This is a genomic window from Alkalihalobacterium alkalinitrilicum (assembly GCF_002019605.1).
Classification (GTDB): Bacteria; Bacillota; Bacilli; order Bacillales; family Bacillaceae_F; genus Alkalihalobacterium; species Alkalihalobacterium alkalinitrilicum.
This window is the reverse complement of the sequence record NZ_KV917368.1, coordinates 2,146,849-2,166,817: the sequence shown is the minus strand read 5'-3', so window position 1 is coordinate 2,166,817 and position 19,969 is coordinate 2,146,849. Positions and strand designations below refer to the sequence as shown.

19 protein-coding genes are annotated in these 19,969 nt (G+C 37.3%); 18 read left to right on the top strand and 1 reads right to left on the bottom strand.

The genetic code is table 11. The features are described 5' to 3' along the window. The 8 genes from metH to fni all read left to right on the top strand — a co-directional run bounded on the left by metH (position 1) and on the right by fni (position 10,865). Positions 1-3,447 carry a methionine synthase gene (gene metH / locus BK574_RS10060; RefSeq protein WP_078430828.1) on the top strand — a complete coding sequence of 1,149 codons (3,447 nt, stop codon included), beginning with the start codon at positions 1-3 and terminating at the stop codon, positions 3,445-3,447. 289 nt (positions 3,448-3,736) lie between these two features. Beyond that, on the top strand, positions 3,737-4,897 hold the full coding sequence (locus tag BK574_RS10055; protein ID WP_078428509.1) for a cell wall hydrolase: 1,161 nt from the start codon (positions 3,737-3,739) through the stop codon (positions 4,895-4,897). 16 nt (positions 4,898-4,913) lie between these two features. After that, entirely contained in the window at positions 4,914-6,269 is a 1,356-nt protein-coding gene (gene ypeB, locus BK574_RS10050) for a germination protein YpeB (protein WP_078428508.1), read from the top strand. 93 nt (positions 6,270-6,362) lie between these two features. Next, complete coding sequence (locus tag BK574_RS10045) at positions 6,363-7,031, top strand: flagellar brake protein (RefSeq protein ID WP_078428507.1); 669 nt, start codon at positions 6,363-6,365, stop codon at positions 7,029-7,031. A gap of 265 nt (positions 7,032-7,296) precedes the next feature. Beyond that, positions 7,297-7,968 (top strand): (d)CMP kinase, encoded by a 672-nt coding sequence (gene cmk / locus BK574_RS10040; RefSeq protein ID WP_075384787.1) that lies wholly within the window; start codon positions 7,297-7,299, stop codon positions 7,966-7,968. 5 nt (positions 7,969-7,973) lie between these two features. After that, complete coding sequence (locus tag BK574_RS10035; RefSeq protein ID WP_078428506.1) at positions 7,974-8,561, top strand: lysophospholipid acyltransferase family protein; 588 nt, start codon at positions 7,974-7,976, stop codon at positions 8,559-8,561. A 96-nt stretch (positions 8,562-8,657) separates the two neighbouring features. Next, on the top strand, positions 8,658-9,803 hold the full coding sequence (gene rpsA / locus BK574_RS10030; RefSeq protein ID WP_075384785.1) for a 30S ribosomal protein S1: 1,146 nt from the start codon (positions 8,658-8,660) through the stop codon (positions 9,801-9,803). Between the two features lie 3 nt (positions 9,804-9,806). Then, positions 9,807-10,865 (top strand): type 2 isopentenyl-diphosphate Delta-isomerase, encoded by a 1,059-nt coding sequence (gene fni, locus BK574_RS10025; RefSeq protein WP_078430827.1) that lies wholly within the window; start codon positions 9,807-9,809, stop codon positions 10,863-10,865. A gap of 107 nt (positions 10,866-10,972) precedes the next feature. On the opposite strand, the gene BK574_RS10020 is transcribed toward fni, so the two are convergent. After that, entirely contained in the window at positions 10,973-11,104 is a 132-nt protein-coding gene (locus tag BK574_RS10020) for a YpzI family protein (protein WP_075384784.1), read from the bottom strand. Positions 11,105-11,226: 122 nt separating this feature from the next. On the opposite strand from BK574_RS10020, the gene BK574_RS10015 reads away from it, so the two are divergent. The 10 genes from BK574_RS10015 to mtrB all read left to right on the top strand — a co-directional run bounded on the left by BK574_RS10015 (position 11,227) and on the right by mtrB (position 19,914). Beyond that, entirely contained in the window at positions 11,227-11,838 is a 612-nt protein-coding gene (locus tag BK574_RS10015) for a YphA family membrane protein (protein ID WP_078428505.1), read from the top strand. 181 nt (positions 11,839-12,019) lie between these two features. Beyond that, positions 12,020-13,333, top strand: coding sequence for a ribosome biogenesis GTPase Der (der, locus tag BK574_RS10010; RefSeq protein ID WP_075384782.1), 1,314 nt, complete (start codon positions 12,020-12,022; stop codon positions 13,331-13,333). 173 nt (positions 13,334-13,506) lie between these two features. After that, positions 13,507-14,115 (top strand): glycerol-3-phosphate 1-O-acyltransferase PlsY, encoded by a 609-nt coding sequence (gene plsY, locus BK574_RS10005; protein ID WP_075384781.1) that lies wholly within the window; start codon positions 13,507-13,509, stop codon positions 14,113-14,115. A gap of 101 nt (positions 14,116-14,216) precedes the next feature. Then, a complete protein-coding gene (locus tag BK574_RS10000; RefSeq protein ID WP_078428504.1) occupies positions 14,217-15,248 on the top strand; it encodes an NAD(P)H-dependent glycerol-3-phosphate dehydrogenase in 1,032 nt (343 codons plus the stop codon). Between the two features lie 264 nt (positions 15,249-15,512). After that, positions 15,513-15,767 carry a stage VI sporulation protein F gene (locus tag BK574_RS09995; protein WP_075384779.1) on the top strand — a complete coding sequence of 85 codons (255 nt, stop codon included), beginning with the start codon at positions 15,513-15,515 and terminating at the stop codon, positions 15,765-15,767. Between the two features lie 213 nt (positions 15,768-15,980). Further along, positions 15,981-16,184, top strand: a complete 204-nt coding sequence (locus BK574_RS09990) for a DUF2768 domain-containing protein (protein ID WP_078428503.1) — start codon at positions 15,981-15,983, stop codon at positions 16,182-16,184. 18 nt (positions 16,185-16,202) lie between these two features. After that, positions 16,203-16,946, top strand: coding sequence for a hypothetical protein (locus BK574_RS09985; RefSeq protein ID WP_075385094.1), 744 nt, complete (start codon positions 16,203-16,205; stop codon positions 16,944-16,946). Positions 16,947-17,315: 369 nt separating this feature from the next. Next, entirely contained in the window at positions 17,316-18,794 is a 1,479-nt protein-coding gene (gene spoIVA / locus BK574_RS09980) for a stage IV sporulation protein A (protein ID WP_075384777.1), read from the top strand. A gap of 239 nt (positions 18,795-19,033) precedes the next feature. Further along, entirely contained in the window at positions 19,034-19,603 is a 570-nt protein-coding gene (gene folE, locus BK574_RS09975) for a GTP cyclohydrolase I FolE (RefSeq protein WP_274379144.1), read from the top strand. A gap of 92 nt (positions 19,604-19,695) precedes the next feature. Next, positions 19,696-19,914, top strand: a complete 219-nt coding sequence (gene mtrB, locus BK574_RS09970; RefSeq protein ID WP_078428502.1) for a trp RNA-binding attenuation protein MtrB — start codon at positions 19,696-19,698, stop codon at positions 19,912-19,914. The last annotated feature ends 55 nt before the right edge of the window (positions 19,915-19,969 follow it).

The window sequence follows — 19,969 nt, the reverse complement described above, 5'->3', positions numbered from 1 at the left end:
ATGGGGAAGAACAAGTTTGAACAACAATTAGAGAAAAAAATCCTTGTACTTGATGGTGCAATGGGTACAATGCTTCAAGATGCGAACTTAACTGCTGAGGACTTTGGTGGGGAAGAGTATGAAGGTTGTAATGAGTACTTAAACATCACGGCCCCTCATGTCATTGAATATATTCACCGTGCTTATTTTGAAGCAGGAGCCGATATAGTTGAGACAAACACATTTGGCGCAACCGATATCGTACTAGAAGATTATGATTTACAGCACTTAGCTGAAGAATTAAATATAAAAGCCGCGCAAATTGCAAAAAAAGTAGCGGAAGAGTTTTCTACATCAGAACATCCTCGCTTTGTTGCAGGTGCGATGGGACCAACAACAAAATCATTATCCGTCACAGGTGGAGTAACGTTTGATCAGCTCATTAAAGCGTATGAACAGCAAGTCATTGGTCTTATTAAAGGTGGCGTCGATGTTTTATTACTTGAAACAAGTCAAGATACAAGAAACGTTAAAGCAGCTTATTTAGGAATTGAGCGTGCATTTAAACAATTAAATGTGAAGATGCCTATCCTAGTTTCGGGGACGATTGAACCAATGGGAACGACATTGGCAGGTCAAAATATTGAGGCATTTTATTTGTCCATTGAGCATATGACACCTACAGTTGTTGGACTAAACTGTGCGACAGGCCCAGAGTTCATGCAAGATCATATTCGCTCGCTGTCAGACTTGGCAACATCATATGTCAGCTGCTATCCAAATGCTGGGCTACCAGATGAAGACGGTAAATACCATGAAACACCAGAATCACTTACGAAAAAGCTAACGGCATTTGCAGAAAAAGGTTGGTTAAATTTAGTAGGCGGGTGCTGTGGAACGACACCGGCACATATAAAAGCAATGTCAGAAGCTATGAAGTCATATCAACCTAGAAAGTTAAATGAGGGGCATCCTCATGCGGTTTCTGGAATTGAACCATTAGTGTATGATGAGAGTATGAGACCACTATTTGTCGGCGAGAGAACAAATGTAATAGGGTCAAGGAAGTTTAAAAACTTAATTGCCGATGGGCTTTATGAGGAGGCGTCTGAAATAGCGCGTTCACAGGTCAAAAAAGGAGCCCATATTATTGATATTTGTTTGGCGGACCCTGACCGAGAAGAAAAAGAAGATATGGAACACTTTTTAAAGTATGTTGTAAACAAAGTGAAAGTTCCATTAATGATTGATTCAACCGATGAAGAAGTACTTGAACTCGCTCTGACGTATTCACAAGGAAAGGCGATTATTAATTCGATTAACTTAGAAGATGGCGAAGAGCGATTTGAGAAAGTGATTCCGCTAGTACATCGTTACGGTGCTGCGGTTGTTGTTGGGACGATTGATGAAGAAGGTATGGCCGTTACAGCGAAACGGAAGCTAGAGGTAGCTAAGCGTTCTTATGATTTATTAGTCAATAAATATGGCTTACAACCGAGTGATATCATTTTTGACCCACTCGTTTTTCCAGTAGGTACTGGGGATGAACAATATATTGGTTCTGCTAAAGAAACGGTAGAAGGGATACGATTAATTAAAGAAGCTCTTCCTGAATGTCTGACAATCCTTGGGGTAAGTAATGTATCTTTCGGCTTGCCACAGGTTGGTAGGGAAGTGTTAAATGCTGTTTATTTATATCATTGTACGCAAGCCGGTTTGGATTATGCGATCGTCAATACAGAAAAACTAGAACGCTATGCTTCCATTCCAGAAAACGAAAAACAACTTTCAGATAAATTGTTATTTGATACGAATGATGAAACATTAGCAGAATTTACTGCTTTTTATCGTGTGAAAAAAGTGGAAAAGAAAGTTCAAACTTCAAACTTATCACTTGAAGAACGATTAGCGAGCTATATCGTTGAGGGAACAAAAGAGGGGTTAATTGAAGATTTAAAGCAAGCATTAGAAAAATATACTGAGCCATTAGATATTATTAATGGTCCATTAATGAACGGTATGGATGAAGTTGGGCGTTTGTTTAATAACAACGAGTTGATTGTTGCCGAAGTTCTCCAAAGTGCTGAAGTGATGAAAGCATCAGTTGCTTTTCTTGAGCAATATATGGAGAAAAAATCAGGTGATAATGGTAAAGGGAAAATTCTCCTTGCAACTGTTAAAGGAGATGTCCATGACATTGGTAAAAACCTCGTTGAAATTATTCTAGGGAACAATGGCTTTAAAATTGTGAATTTAGGAATTAAAGTAACTTCCAATGAACTTATTGAGGCAGTTAAGCGAGAAAATCCAGATGCGATTGGTTTATCAGGTTTATTAGTAAAATCAGCTCAACAAATGGTCCTCACTGCACAAGACTTAAAAGAACAAAACATTTCGATTCCGATTCTTGTAGGTGGTGCGGCATTAACGAGAAAATTCACCGATAATCGAATTTCACGAGAGTACGATGGTGTCGTTCTCTATGCAAAAGATGCGATGAACGGTCTTGATTTAGCAAACAAATTGGTAAAAGAAGATGAATTAAAAAAGCTAGAAGAAGACAAGCAGACGAAGTTACAGCAAGTCGGAAATGAAGAAACAGAAAAGAAAAACAAAGTAACAACAGAGCTTCCACGCTCAAAAGTATCTCAAGTTGTCCCTATTCACAAGCCGAATGATCTGCAACCGCATATTTTAAAGGAGTATAAGATCTCACATCTTGAACCGTATATTAATTTACAAATGCTTCTTGGTAAACATTTAGGGCTACACGGAAAAGTAAGTCGTCTTCTTGCTGAGGGAGATGAAAAGGCGCATACATTAAAAGATAAAGTCGATAGTTTACTTTATGAAGCGAAAACTAATGGATTATTGCAAGCGCGTGGAATGTATCAATTTTTTCCAGCACAAAGTAAGGGTAATGACATTATCATTTATGACCCTCAAGATGAAAAGACGGAAATCGAACGGTTTTCTTTCCCTCGTCAAAATCATGAGCCGTTCTTATGTCTAGCTGATTACGTAAGGTCTATCGATAGTGGAGAAATGGATTATGTCGGCTTCTTAGCAGTAACGGCAGGTATCGGAGTTCGTGAAAAAGCGATGAAAGCTAAAGATGAGGGCGATTATTTATTTAGTCACTTGATTCAAGCGACAGCACTTGAATTAGCGGAAGGGTTTGCTGAACGAACACATCAATTGATACGAGATCAATGGGGTTTTCCTGATCCAGTTGAATTGACAATGGTAGATCGTTTTTCAGCAAAATACCAAGGTGTTCGAGTTTCCTTTGGTTACCCAGCTTGTCCGAATTTAGAAGACCAAGCAAAATTATTTAAATTACTTCAGCCAGAAAAAATCGGTATCAAGTTAACAGAAGAATTCATGATGGAACCTGAAGCTTCCGTTACGGCGATGGTGTTTAGTCACCCAGAAGGACGTTATTTTAACGTACTATCTTCTTTATAAAATTAAACAGAAAAAAGAATGCCGCTAGATGGCATTCTTTTTTCTGTTTAATGTAGGGTTTCTAATGAAAGGAACTACATCTTTAATTTAGAATTATTCCTAAATAGAAAGGAGCATACAAGCGAGTAAACTAGGTACGAAGCTGGTTTATAGCTCAGTACAACTGTTAATATTGTCATTTATTACGTGAATTTGTATAAAAAGCACTTAAGTACAAACAATAACAATACGAAATGGTTAATTATCCATGTTTAAGAAAAAGTAACATATTTAAGGAGGTAAAAACATCATGAAGAGATTGGCGAACAAGTTAAAATACCCCCTTGTTTCAATAATGTGCTTTGTTATCGTGTTCGGGGGTGTTCTACAGCCAACAGCTCAAGCATTTACAGACCAAGTGATCCAGCAAGGAGCAACTGGGGATGATGTAGTTGAGCTTCAAGCAAGACTTCAATACATTGGATTTTATAAAAATAAGATCGATGGAGTTTATGGATGGAGCACGTATTGGGCTGTCCGTAACTACCAAAATGAGTTTGGGCTTGATGTAGATGGCCTAGTTGGTCCACAAATGAAAGAAATGCTAGAACGTTCAACAAATTTCGATAAAGAGTTTGTTCATCGTGCTTTAAACGAAGGGCGTTCTTTCACTCATTATGGAACGACACCATTAGATATTCAAAAGGGTCCAAAAGGAAGTCGTGGACAAAAAGCTCAACAAAAAGCAGAACCAAAGGCGCGTCAACAAGCTCAGCCAGATCCACAAGCACAACAAAGACGGGAACAACAAACACAGAAGGATCCAGCACAACCAGCACCAGAAACACCTGAACCAACACCAGAAACACCTGAACCAACACCAGAAACACCTGAACCAACACCAGAAACACCTGAACCAACACCAGAAACACCGAGTCCAGAACCAACACCAGAAACACCGAGTCCAGAACCAACACCAGAAACGCCAGCAGAACCAGCGCCTACACCAGCTGAAGAGCCAGCACCAGAGGAACCAGTACCTGCTGAAGAAACACCAGAAGCACCAGCAGGGGATGAACCAAATATTGAACAAGCGATGAATGTTCCCGATGGTTTTAGCGACAATGATATTCAACTTATGTCACAGTGTGTTTATGCTGAAGCACGTGGTGAGCCTTATGTTGGGATGGTAGCAGTAGCAGCTGTTATTCTTAATCGTGTAAATAGTCCAGATTTTCCTAATACAATCTCTGAAGTTATTTATGAACCGCGTGCATTTGAACCAGTTGCAAACGGTGAAATTTACAATAACCCTAGTGAAGAAGCAAGAAGAGCAGTAATGGATGCACTCAATGGTCAAGACCCGACAGGACATGCATTGTACTTTTTTAATCCAGCGACAGCCAGATCTCCTTGGGTATGGTCAAGACCTCAAATTAAGACAATCGGGAAACATGTATTTGCTAAATAGGTTGGAGGTGATATAGATGATTCGTTCTATTATGATTGGAGTATTAGCACTAGGAATTATTGCGACATCTTATTGGGGTTTTACTGAACATCAGCAAAATGCAATGCTTGCAAATAATGTAGAAGGTGGTTATCAGCGCGCATTCCATACTCTTGTATTTCACGTTGATCAGCTAGAGGATGATTTAGGAACAGTGTTAGCAATGAATACGAAGCGACACATGTCACCTAAGCTAGCTGATATCTGGAGGGTCACTTCGCATGCTCAAAGTGAAATAGGACAGCTCCCTCTAGGAATGATGGAAATTAATGAAGCCGAAAAATTTTTACATGATTTAGGGACCTTCAGTTACAAAACAGCCGTACGCGATTTAGAAAAGGAACCGTTAACAGACGACGAATATGATACACTTGAACATTTGTATGATATATCTAAAGACATTCGAAATGAATTAAGGAAAGCGCAAGCATCATTATTAAGAAATAATATGCTATGGATGGACATTGATCAAGAGTTTCAAGCGATGAATGAACCGTTAGACAATACCGTAATAAACGGATTTGATCATGTAAATGAGATGGTAAAAGGTTACAGTGAGACTGATTGGGGAGCAGGTTTTTCCCAAATGAACGTATTTAATGATGAAGATCTAGCGGAAAGGCTGAATGGTGAAAAAATTACCGAGGAAGAAGCTAGACAAAAAGCGTTAGAATTCATTGGAATTGAAGAAAATGTAGAGGTACAAGTAGCGGAAACTGGTGAGGGATTAGCTTATAAAGCTTATAGTCTAACCATTGATGATCCAAATCACGAGACTAATTACTATATGGATATAACTGAAAGTGGCGGGCATGTCCTTTGGTTCCTTCAACACCGAGACATTGCCGAGCAAAACATTAGTTTAAATGAAGCTGCTGAAAATGCAAAACAGTTTCTAGAGGAAAATGGAATTGAAGGAATGCAACTTGTTGAGAGTAAGCAATACGACTCTATTGGAGTGTTTGAATTTATTTATTTAGATGACAATGTCCGTGTATATGCTGACCACATCGTTATTGAAGTTGCATTAGATGATGGTGATGTGATTGCCTATGAAGCAGAGGATTATTTATTAAATCACCGAGATGATCGTGAAATTGATCAGCCGAATTTAACTAAAGAAGATGCGAGAAAGTATATAAATGGAAAGCTTAATGTGATGGATGACCATGTTGCGATTATTGTTAATGATTTAGGCGAAGAGGTACTTTGTTATGAGTTTTATGGCGTGATTGATAACGATACGTATCGCATCTTTATTAATGCTGAAGATGGCGAAGAAGAAAGAGTAGAAAAATTAGATCAGGCTGAACCTGTATATGAACTTGCATAATTTTTACAAGAAGAAGCGAATAACTGCTTCTTCTTTTTCTGAATTCATGCCATAATAAAGGGAGAAAAGCAAATATTAGGAGGCTCTTTCCCTTTGATAGACATAGGCACAACGATACATTTAGAACCTAGAAATGAAATAGAAGGGGCAGAACATAAAGAAAATCGATTCAGATGTCGTTTGGTCGATAAGGGAGAAAATACAATCATTGTTGATCACCCGATAAATGAGTCAACTGGTAAATTAGGATTTTTTTATGAAGGTTTTCAATTTAATGCTTCTTTTGTTGGAAAAGACCAAGCCATATATAGCTTTGAAACGGCTCTGCAAGGGCGAAAAAAAGGTAATATTCCGATGTATATCCTTTCTGACCCTGGCTTGGAAACCTATTTGAGAATTCAAAGAAGAAATTATGTAAGAATTAATACTTCAATAGATGTTGCAGTTCATCCTAAAGATATTTTGTTTAGTCCATTTAAATCGTTAACGTTGGACATAAGTGGTGGAGGAGCCGCCATAACGTTACCATTTGGGACTACACTACCTGAACATGGACAAATCAAGTGCTGGTTTGTTCTTCATATGCAGTCTGGTGAAATTCATTACGTACCGACTTTATGTAAGATTGTTAGAATTTTCAAAAGACAACCTGAATCAAGCGATCGTGTATCTTTACAGTTTATTGAGATTAAGGAACAAGATCGTCAAAAAATCATTCGGTTTTGTTTTGAAAAACAATTATTGATAAAAAGAGAGTATTAGCAATAATGCGCCACGTCCTATGGTAACAATCGTGAGACCCACACAGTGTGGGTCTCAAATGACCATCAGAGCCTTCACGATGGAGTTTCACTTTATAGAAGTGAAGAAGATTAGTTAATTAGTTAATTAGTTAATTAGTTAATTAGTTTGAATAGTTAGACCTTTGTTAGCTAATTATGGTATGATATGATAGTGTTATTAGATTATTTTACCTTTATTGGAACAGCAATTGAATAACTGACATGGAATGTAGTAGAGGTGTATTATGAGTCGAAAAACAAATATAGCAATTGATGGACCAGCAGGTGCTGGAAAGAGTACCGTTGCCAAAATGGTAGCTGAACAGCTGACGTATTTATATATTGATACAGGGGCAATGTATCGTGCTTTAACTTATATTGCATTGAAACATTCAATTGACCCTAAAAATGGAAAGAAATTAAGGGAATTACTTGACCGAGTTTCAATTGTATTGAAACCAACAACATCGGGCACTTCAGTATTTGTAAACGAAGATGAAGTGACAGAAGAAATCCGGTCAAGTGAAGTGACTAACACAGTATCAATCGTAGCTGGTCATGAAGAAGTACGTAAAGAGATGGTAAAGCAACAACAAACATTAGCGGAAAATGGTGGAACCGTAATGGATGGAAGAGATATTGGTACTTTTGTTCTCCCGAAAGCAGAGGTTAAAGTATTTCTAACAGCTTCAGTTGAAGAGCGTGCGAAAAGAAGACATGAAGAAAACATTCAAAAAGGTTACCCTTCTGATTACGAAAAATTAAAAGAAGAAATTGCTCGTCGGGATGAATTAGATTCCAATCGCAAGTTCGCTCCATTGCAGAAAGCAGCGGATGCGGTTGTTATTGATTCAACTCACATGACGATACCTGAAGTAGTAGATAATATTTTACATTTAGTTGAGGAGAGGTTCTAAATTTCATGAATTTATATGTATTTGGACGAGGTTTGTTTAGGTCGTTTTTCTCTACAACTTACCGAGTAGAAACAATTGGATTAGAGAATATACCTAAAGATGGCCCTGTTTTATTATGTTGTAACCATATTCATTACTTTGACCCTCCTTTTTTAGGTTCTTACGTTCCAAGAAAAGTTCATTACATGGCAAAAGCAGAACTGTTTAAGGTTCCCGTATTAGGACGTCTTGTAGCAGGGGTAGGCGCTTTTCCTGTAAAAAGAGGTTCAGGGGACAAACAAGCTTTGAAGCTAGGATTAAAAATTTTAAAAGACGGAGAAGCTCTAGGGCTTTTTCCAGAAGGCACTAGGAGCAAAGATGGCACATTAGGGAAGGGATTAGCGGGAGCTGGTTTTTTTGCATTACGTACCGATGCTGTCGTCATACCGTGTGCAATTATCGGAACATATAAACCGTTTAATAAGCTAAAAGTAATCTACGGTAAACCTTTAGAAATGGAGAGTCTACGTGTGGCTAAAGCCTCTGCAGGAGAAGTAACAGACTATATAATGAAAGCAATTGGAGACATTCTACATACACATAAATCACAATAAATTTTTCTTGGCACAGCTCTTTCACTATGTGAAAGGTGTAATAAAAAATTAGCATTATCGTCCCTATGAAATGGGTATTGAAGGAGGCAATCGTCAATGGTGGAAGAAATGAACAGTGAAATGACAATTAAGTCTTTTAACGTAGGTGACACTGTAACTGGAAAAGTTACAAAGGTAGAGGATAAACAAGCTTTTGTAGATGTTGGGTTTAAAGTGGATGGCATTATTCCAATTAGTGAGTTGTCAAGCCTTCACGTCGAAAAGGTAAGCGATGTTTTAAACGTTGGAGATGAAGTTGAATTAAAAGTAACTAAGTTACAAGATGATGAGCTTGTACTTTCCAAACGTGCAGTTCAAGCAGAACAGGCTTGGGTAGATTTAAAGGAAAAGTTTGAAAATCAACAAACCATTGAAGCGCAAGTTGCGGACGTTGTTAAAGGTGGCCTCGTCGTTGATTTAGGAGTTAGAGGTTTTATTCCTGCATCACTAGTTGAAAGACATTTTGTAGAAGACTTTTCTGACTATAAAGGACGAACGTTACGTCTTAAAGTAGTTGAAATGGAGCCAGAAAACAATAAGCTCATCCTATCACAACGTGCTGTTTTAGATGAAGAGGTGAATGCGAAGAAACTATCAGTACTTCATTCGTTAAAAGAAGGCGATGTTGTCGAAGGAACAGTCCAACGTTTAACAGATTTTGGTGCATTTGTAGATTTAGGTGGAGTTGACGGGCTTGTACATATTTCTCAACTAGCTCATCATCGAGTTGAAAAACCATCTGATGTTGTAAAAGAAGGAGATCTAGTAAAAGTCAAAGTATTAGCTGTAGATGCTACTAAAGAGAGAGTATCTTTATCATTAAAAGATACGTTACCAGGACCATGGGAAACGGTTGCAGGTGAAATCAAAGCAGGTGATGTCATCGATGGAACGGTTAAACGTCTTGTTTCTTTCGGTGCATTTGTAGAAGTCGCTCCTGGTGTCGAAGGTCTTGTTCATATCTCACAAATTGCCAATCGCCATATTGGAACACCTCAAGAGGTATTATCTGAGGGAGATAAGGTCCAAGCAAAAGTTCTTGATATCAATCTAGGTGATAAACGAATATCTTTAAGTATTCGCGCCCTCGAAGAAGATGCTGTTGAAGAAGTATCAGAACAATATACGAAAATGGAAGATGAACATACAGGGTTCTCTTTAGGAGACATGATTGGAGATCAATTAAAAAAGTATAAATCGTAGGTGATGATGTTGACACTTCGTTCAGTCAGGAAAAACGAACATATTATCCATGCTATCGATACTGGTCAAGAAAGAAATCATGGATTTAATGATATTCAGTTAGTTCATCAAACCCTGCCTAATAGTAATTTTCAAAGTATTGATATATCTACTACTATCGGCGAACTTTCACTAAGTTCGCCGATTTTTATCAATGCAATGACAGGTGGCGGTGGGGAACGAACAAAAGATATCAATCAGCGGTTTGCTGAAGTAGCAAAAGCGACAAACATAGGCATGGCTGTTGGTTCTCAAATGGCAGCAATAAAAAATATTGAAGAACGTGATACATATAGCATTGTAAGAAAAGCGAATCCAAAGGGAATTATTATCGGAAACTTAGGCAGTGAAGCGACTGTTGAGCAAGCTAAGGTTGCAGCTGATATGCTTGAGGCAAACGCTTTACAAATCCATCTTAATGTCGTTCAAGAACTCGTGATGCCAGAAGGAGATCGAGATTTTACAGGGGCAATTGATCGGATCGAGAAGATTGTCCATGCCCTACCTATCCCAGTTATTGTTAAAGAAGTAGGTTATGGCATGAGTAAAGAGTCTGCAAAAAAATTAGTGGATGCTGGTGTTTCTATTGTAGATGTAGGTGGGTACGGTGGTACCAATTTCTCGAAAATTGAAAATATGCGTCGTAAAAAAACACTTCAGTTTTTTAATGATTGGGGAATTAATACAACAGCATCTCTTGTTGAAATAACAAAGAGTCAGCCTCATTTACATGTTATTTCATCCGGTGGAGTTCAAAATGTTCTTGATATTGTTAAGTCTCTCGCCTTAGGTGCAGATGCAACAGGTATAGCTGGTCATTTCTTGAAAATTTTAATCGATGAAGGTGAAGGAGCCTTAGTTCAAGAAATCGAAAGTATGCATGAGGATATTAAACTTCTTATGACTGCTTTAGGAGCGAATATTATTGCTGATTTACAGAAGACACCTTTAGTCATTAGTGGGCCAACCTATCATTGGCTACAACAACGAGGACTATCACCAGAAGAGTATAGTAGAAGATAGTAGAACGAAAAGAGGCCTAGTGGCCTCTTTTCTCTGTCATGTACTTAACTTCTTAAAGCATTTCAATTAAAATTTTTCAAAACTATGTGCCTACCCAAATGCTACACTTATCTTTGGCGTTTTTTTGCTTCGTCAGGACCTTCAAGTTTAGTTGCCCCACCGTATTTTAAAGCTTGATCCCTGTCTAGTTCTACTTTATCGGATTTTCTTAGTTTTTTCTCTTGACGATCTTTTCCCATATTTTCTTCCTCCTTACAAGTAACTATGAATCCTGAGTAGTGTCTCACATCTTTTCTATTTTATACGTAGATGATTATCATTTTTAGAATTGTACATAATGGTAAAGATAGGTGGTGAGTGTATGGAGGGGATTTGGTTTATGTGGATAAGCTGGATCATTACAACGTTTTACTTAAAAAAATCGAAAATTCGAACATGGTTAGCTTTTTGGCTGCTTGCAATTATTGTAGTATATTCTAAAACGATTCCAGTCGCGATGTATGAGGTTTCATTAGCTTATTTACTTGTAACGCTTCTTTGTTATTGGCTTATTTCAAAATATAAATTTTTTACAATATTATACACACTCTTTGTTTCAATGGTCATCACGTTTTTATTTGCAGGTCTCCATTTAGTAGAACTTTATGACCCTGTTATGTTTTTAATTATCGATAAGATGTGGGTTATTGCAACCTTAGTTGCTATTATAACCATTGTCTTAGTAAAAGATTTCCGTGGCAGACTTGTGGTTTCAATTTCAGGTCTTGTTCAAGGTGAATTATTATTCAAGCAATTTCTTACGACAATTTACGGAATTCAACCACTTGGAACTGGGAATTTTTTTGATATAATAGCTATTTCTTGTGCTTTCATAATCAGTTGGCATATATTTGAACAGTTCTGTGAAATTATGAGTCAGTATGTAAGAAAACTCCCTTCTTCTAGAGGGAAAGATATTCGTGTTTTTCGTTAATACTATAAATGGCTCTTTTAATTGATCTATTTGAACGTATCCTTGTATTGAATGATATTCAATAAATTTAATTGGCGAATGCCTATTAAGTTTGTTAGAATAGATTAGTTGTGTTACCAAAATCATCCGCATAACAAACAAAAATTGTAAATGTAAATATAGAAAGAAAGGTAGTGAGGATATGCCAAAACCAGTTGTTGCTATTGTAGGGCGCCCAAATGTAGGTAAGTCTACGATCTTTAACCGTATTGTTGGGGAGCGAGTTGCAATAGTGGAGGACATGCCAGGCGTTACTCGTGATCGAATTTATAGCTCTGGAGAATGGTTAAATCGTGAATTTAACCTAATTGATACTGGTGGAATTGAGTTAAGTGATGAGCCATTATTAGTTCAAATGCGCGAACAAGCTGAACTTGCAATTAAAGAAGCTGAAGTAATTATTTTCATTGTTAACGGTAGAGAAGGAATTACAGGAGCTGATGAAGAAGTAGTCAAAATGTTGTTTAAGTCTAAAAAACCTGTTGTACTAGGTGTGAATAAAATTGATAATCCAGAACAAAGAGAGAAAATCTATGAATTTTATTCGTTAGGATTAGGAGAACCGATACCGATCTCAGGTTCACACGGTCTTGGGTTAGGAGACTTACTTGATGAAGTAATTAAGCATTTTCCAAATGAAGAAGATGAACCGTATGATGAAGATACGATTCGTATATCCTTAATTGGTCGTCCGAATGTTGGAAAGTCTTCGTTAGTCAATGCGTTACTTGGTGAAGAAAGAGTGATTGTTAGTAATATCCCAGGCACAACCCGAGATGCTATAGATACTCCTTTCCAAAGAGATGGACAAGAATATGTTCTTATTGATACAGCAGGAATGAGAAAACGTGGAAAAGTGTATGAAACGACAGAGAAATATAGCGTACTCCGATCTTTAAAAGCAATAGAACGTTCTGATGTAGTTCTTGTTGTCATCAATGCAGAAGAAGGTATCATCGAACAAGATAAAAAAATTGCCGGTTACGCACATGAAGCAGGACGTGCAGTCATTATCGTCGTTAACAAATGGGATGCAATTGCCAAAGATGATAAAACGATGCAAAATTTCGAACAAAAAATACGTGATCATTTCTTGTTTTTAAGTTATGCTCCAATCTTGTTTACATCAGCAAAATTAAAACAAAGGTTACAACATATATTGCCTACAGTTCAAAAGGTATCAGAAAATCACAATCTTCGTGTTTCGACAAGTGTCTTAAATGATATGGTAATGGATGCCGTTGCTATGAACCCAACGCCTACCGACAAGGGGAAACGTCTCAAGATTAATTATGCAACACAAGTAGCTGTTGGACCACCAACATTTGTTTTCTTTGTGAATGAACCAGAATTAATGCATTTTTCTTATCAACGCTTTCTTGAAAACCGCTTAAGACAAACGTTTGAGTTCGAAGGAACACCAATTAAGATTTTTGCGCGTAAAAAAAGTGAATAATTCGAGCTTTAGGTCAGAACAAACGCCTCTAATTGTAAGTTGCATGTAAAACACTTCGTCCATTGGAAGTTAACTGACGAAAAAAGATGAAAAAAATAGTAGGTTTTAGGATTAGTGAAGGATAATGAGCACTTTCGTAAAGCTTCACTTTATCGTTAGTAGGGGAGAGAGTAATGGAAATTATTATTGCAATTGTTATTTCTTACTTAATTGGTTCAATTAGTTTTAGTTATATTATTACAAAAAAAATTAAAAAGATTGACATTCGTCATCACGGTAGTGGAAATGCTGGAGCTACGAACACACTACGTTTACTGGGAGTAGGCCCGGCAGTTACTGTCTTACTATTAGATATGGCGAAAGGAATATTTGCGGTGTTGGTGACCTTATGGATAGTTGGTCCTGGCTGGGCACCTGCTCTTGCAGGTTTAGCTGCCATTCTTGGTCATAACTGGCCCGTCTATTATGGCTTTCGAGGTGGAAAAGGGGTTGCGACAACGATCGGTGTAATGGCTTCTATTGTTTTTATTCCATCATTAATCGGAGGGGTAATTGCTATTATTAGTATTGCTACCACCCGATTTGTTTCATTAGGATCACTATTATTTATGGTAGCGACAACGATTGCTACCATATGGCTTGCGAATATATATAATTATCCAATGGCCTACTTTTATTTAAGCTTAACCGTAACAGTCTTATCTTTTTGGAGACACCGTCAAAATGTTGTTCGTCTTCTTCAAGGAAAAGAAAGTAAACTTGGTAAAAAAGCGACAACTTAACATTGGAAACATCATTTATATGGAGGGAGAGAATCTTATTTTCTCCCTTTCGCTTATTTATCTCCCACTAAGGAAGGTTTAGATGTTAGGAGGATTGTTAAATGTCAAAAATAGCTGTATTAGGCGCTGGGAGTTGGGGAACCGCTCTAGCGATGGTATTAGCAGATAATGATCATGAAGTAAAAATTTGGGGTCGAAGAGAGATCCAAATAACTGAAATTAATGACCTACATACAAATAATAAATACTTACCAGACGTAAAATTGCCTCATAATATTAAAGCATTTACCGACATTGGAATGACATTAGTGGATACAGATGCGATTTTACTTGTTGTACCAACAAAATCAATTCGAACAGTTGTTAAGTTAATTCTTCCGTATTTACGGACCGATATTCCAATTATTCACGCCAGCAAAGGTATTGAGCCATCATCTTCAAAAAGGATTTCAGAAATGATCGAGGAAGAATTACCGAAAGGTAATTCTAATCCTGTTGTAGTTTTATCAGGACCGAGTCATGCTGAAGAAGTTAGTCAACGACAACCTACAACCGTGACGGTTTCCTCTTTGAATATGGATGCAGCAGAATATGTACAAGATTTATTCATGAACCAGAGTTTCCGAGTGTACACAAATGCAGACCTAATTGGAGTGGAACTTGGAGGAGCTCTTAAGAATATTATTGCATTATGTGCAGGTTTAACGGATGGGTTAGGATTTGGAGATAATGCCAAAGCGGCATTAATGACAAGAGGATTAGCTGAAATAGCAAGGCTTGGTATTAAGTTAGGTGCTAATCCACTAACATTTTCAGGATTATCTGGCTTAGGCGATTTAATTGTGACATGTACGAGTGTGCATAGTCGAAATTGGCGAGCAGGAAATATGTTAGGTAAAGGGATGTCAATAGACGAAGTACTTGAGCAAATGGGTATGGTTGTTGAAGGAATTCGGACGACTGAAGCTGCATACCTACTGGCGAAAAAAGTAAATGTTGAAATGCCAATAACGAGTGCTTTATATGGAGTATTATTCAGTCGTAAGAAACCTGAAGATGCAGTTGAAGAATTGATGGGACGTGTCAAGAAACATGAAGGTGAAGATTTATCTGGGCTTCTTCCGAATAAATAGCGAAGTTAAAGATAGCAGAACATTTGCTAGTCGGAGCAACCAAGTGCCTTCCGCTTTTCCTATTGTCTAGCTCCAGGCACTAGCTCCTCGAGGTCAAATAACCTGGCTGATGAAAGTCAAAAAGCGGACTTTTATCGGCCAGAACATTTGCTGGTCGGAGCTAACCAAGTGCCTTCCACTTTTCCTTTTTATGAGTAGTCATGCACATGCGAAATTGGATTCGCATACGATATGATGACAAAACTCATGAGGGAGGACTACACTTTGTCTAATAATTTTTTTGATAACATTGAAAAGAAAACAAATGTTAAGCAAGAAGATATTTTTAAGCTTGCGCAGTCGGTTAGTAATGCTAACCTTAAAGATGAAAAAACAGTTCGACAACTTATTGCGCAAGTCGCACGCTTGGCAAATAAACCAGTATCTAAAGAAAAAGAAGATCAAATCGTAAATGCTATAATTAATAACAACATGCCAATGGATTTAGGCTCAATTTCGAAAATGTTTGGCAAGAAATAGGTGGAACAATAGGCTCCTGTATAAGACAAGAAAGCACCTATAGCATATAATGTAACGAACGGCTATCATCAAGGCTGTATAACCCGAGAGTGAAGTATTTAGTCAAGTTGGAGATAGGTGCCCCTATTCTCCAACTTTTTTCTTTTTGGACAAGTCTTCATCAAAAAGTTTTGCTATGTTATAATAAGTTTTGTTATTAAGGAGGTTGAATGTATGTCACAAGCAATGCTCAATATGTATATATCGTTTTTTGCGATGATCTTAATGTTTATTTCTGTAGGAACAGCAGTGTTTAGTAAATTAAAGTTAAGAGGAATATTTAAAGGGATTGTACTTACATTTTCTTTTATTTGTCTAATGGTATCAGGGCTTATTGTTTTTATAATTGTAATTGGAGGACCAACAGCTACACTATAAAAAGTAGGGTTGATTAAAATGAAGAAATATATCGTAATGCTAAAATTGACAATAGGAATACTTTTCTTAACTGGATGCTTATATCCAAGTGAACAGCGATTAGAAAATCAAATTCCCTATCCAGATCAGATAGCATCTGTTCAACAAGCTGTAAATCAGTTTAGAGCGGATACGGGCGTATTACCCATTAAAAATAGAGATCTGGAAACGCCGATTTATCAGAAATATCCTGTAGATTTTCGACAGTTAGTTCCTCGTTATTTACAAAGTCCTCCTGGGAATTCCTTTGAAAGTGGAGGACTCTATCAGTATGTATTGGTTAATGTAGAAGAAGAGGTGGCTGAAGTCAAACTGCTTGACTTATCGGTTATGCGGGATATTCAACAATTACAAACACAGTTAAATCAGTATATGCGTAAAAATGATTTGGCCCCAATTGATGAGATGATTGATACGGGATTATTTACACTTCAATTTGAGAAACTAAATTATAAAGAAGCTCCGATGGTAAGGACCCCTTATTTTGGGAATTATTTACCGCTTCTTATTGATAACAGTGGACAAATTCTTATTGACTACCGTATGGACATTAATATGGCATTACAACAATTTGATCATTCTTATGAATATGGTGATGATATTAGGGAAATTTTAGTCGAAAATTCCCCTTTTGTACCTGCATTTTCAATACCTTATACGATAAATGAACAAGGTGAACCTGATTATTTTATGGATTTAGTTTATGGAAGAGTATCAAATTAATGAAAAATTTAAAATACTAGGATCTCTTAATAAGAGTTCCTGGTATTTTTGTTTTTCTAATAGGTTTTCATGTTTTCCTAATATTAGTTTCACTTTTTTTATGGAGTAATCAGTTATAAACTATTCATTCAATCATATACATACAAGAGGAAGGAGCATTTCTGTTTGTTTATTACCAATGCTATTCTTCATTAAGATGATAAATAATGGAGTTTGTATGCACCTTGGAACACATATTAATTTTTATAATATTTTTTTCTTTTATAGGGTTGTCATATTTTTGGGACAACGACATAAGTATGTAATGTCCAACAATTACGGTGCATTAATGTAAACTTCTAAATTTATACATGATCGGGAGGGGATCAAGTGGAAAAGATTGATATTTTCAAAGATATCGCTGAACGAACTGGTGGCGATATTTACCTTGGAGTGGTAGGGGCTGTTCGAACAGGGAAATCTACCTTTATAAAAAAGTTTATGGAGCTTGTTGTAATCCCCAATATTGAAAATGAAGGAGATAAAGCAAGAGCTCAAGATGAACTACCTCAAAGTGCTGCTGGGAAAACGATCATGACGACTGAGCCAAAGTTTGTTCCGAACACCGCCGTTTCTATACATGTGGATGAAGGTTTAGATGTAAATGTTCGTTTAGTAGATTGTGTAGGATATGCAGTACCTGGAGCAAAAGGATATGAAGATGAAAATGGTCCGAGAATGATCAATACACCTTGGTATGAAGAACCTATTCCGTTCCAAGAGGCTGCTGAAATTGGAACGAGAAAAGTCATCCAGGAGCATTCAACGTTAGGTGTCGTCGTTACGACGGATGGGTCAATTGGGGACATTCCTCGCTATGATTATCTCGAAGCCGAACAGCGGGTGATAGAGGAATTAAAAGAAGTAGGAAAGCCATTCATTGTTGTCATAAATAGTGTAAGACCACATCACCCAGATACAGATTTACTTCGCCAGGAAATTTCCGAAAAACACGATGTGCCAGTACTTGCAATGAGTATTGAAAGTATGACAGATGCCGATATTAACAATGTCTTAAGAGAAGTACTCTTTGAATTCCCGGTCCATGAAGTGAATGTTAATCTCCCTAGCTGGGTCATGGTACTAAAAGAAGAGCACTGGTTACGCCAAAGCTATGAAGAAGCCGTGAGAAGTACGGTGAAAGATATAAAACGTCTTCGTGATGTTGACCGGGTTGTTGGACAATTTGGGGAATATGATTTCATTGATCAAGCGGGTCTCGCGGGAATAGAAATGGGGCAAGGGGTAGCAGAAATTGATCTTTATGCTCCAGACGACTTATATGATCAAATTTTAAAAGAAGTGGTCGGTGTTGAAATCCGTGGGAAAGATCACTTGCTCCAATTAATGCAAGACTTTGCTCATGCTAAATCTGAATACGATCAAGTATCAGAGGCACTACGAATGGTAAAACAAACAGGGTATGGAATTGCAGCCCCTGCGATAACAGATATGAGCCTTGATGAGCCTGAAATTATTCGCCAAGGATCAAGATTTGGGGTACGACTGAAAGCTGTTGCTCCATCTATTCATATGATTAAAGTGGATGTTGAGTCCGAATTTGCTCCAATTATCGGAACCGAGAAACAGAGCGAAGAGCTTGTTCGCTATTTAATGCAAGACTTCGAAGATAATCCACTATCAATCTGGGAGTCTGATATTTTCGGAAGATCACTAAATTCCATCGTTCGTGAAGGAATCCAAGCAAAACTTTCACTTATGCCAGAGAATGCTCGCTATAAATTAAAAGAAACGTTAGAAAGAATTATCAATGAAGGTTCTGGCGGTTTAATAGCCATTATCCTCTAAAAACTATGATATACAGTGTCCCACACTTTTAGTGAACTAAAGGTGTGAGGCACTGTTTTTTACTTGCTTTTATATTCTTTCAAAGATGATAGTAAAAAAAAGAAAAACTTTCCGCGATTTTTGTCAAAGAAGCACGTTCTTTAAATACATTTTTTTTGCTTTGACACGAGGCTTATGCTAAAATTTCCTAAGCTTACATATTGTGATTTTACCTAAAGTGTTGAATGGAGGCATATAAATTGAATAATAATTTTGACTTAGAAAAAATTAAACAAGGTGTTACGATGATATTAGAAGCGATCGGTGAAGACCCGAATCGTGAAGGCTTATTGGATACACCAAAACGTGTTGCAAAAATGTATCAGGAAGTGTTTAGTGGGTTAAATGAGGATCCAGCAAAACACTTTGAAACCATTTTTGGTGAAGATCATGAAGAAATTGTTCTTGTTAAAGATATTCCTTTCTTTTCCATGTGTGAACACCATTTAGTTCCTTTTTATGGACAAGCCCATGTTGGGTATATCCCTAGAGGTGGAAAAGTAACAGGGTTAAGTAAACTTGCTCGTGCAGTAGATGCAGTTGCTAAGAGACCACAATTACAAGAACGAATTACTTCAACCATTGCAGATACTTTGGTGAAAGAGCTAGATCCTCATGGTGTGATCGTCGTTGTTGAAGCGGAACATATGTGTATGACGATGCGCGGGGTGAAAAAACCAGGTTCTAAAACAGTGACATCTGCGGTAAGAGGAACATTTTCTGAAGACGCAACAGCCCGTGCGGAAGTATTGTCCTTTATTAAAGGATAAGCCTTTATGTCATTGACAAATGGTATTGAATAAGGGATAGTTGTGTTATTAAAGCTCTTAAAAACTATAGACTTTCAAGGGGAGGGCTTTTGATGAGTTCGGGACAAGATTTTATATTGATTAAGGCAAAAGAAGACGGCGTTAATGTAATCGGTTTAACGAGGGGATCTGATACGAGGTTTCACCATCTCGAAAAATTAGATAAAGGTGAAATTATGATTGCCCAATTTACTGAACATACTTCTGCTATTAAGGTAAGAGGTAAGGCCGTTATTCAGACGAGTCATGGTGAGATGGATACTGAGGTTTAGAAAAAAAAAAGCAGGATTCCCCTGCTTTCTTTTAGTATTTCATAAAAAAAGGTAA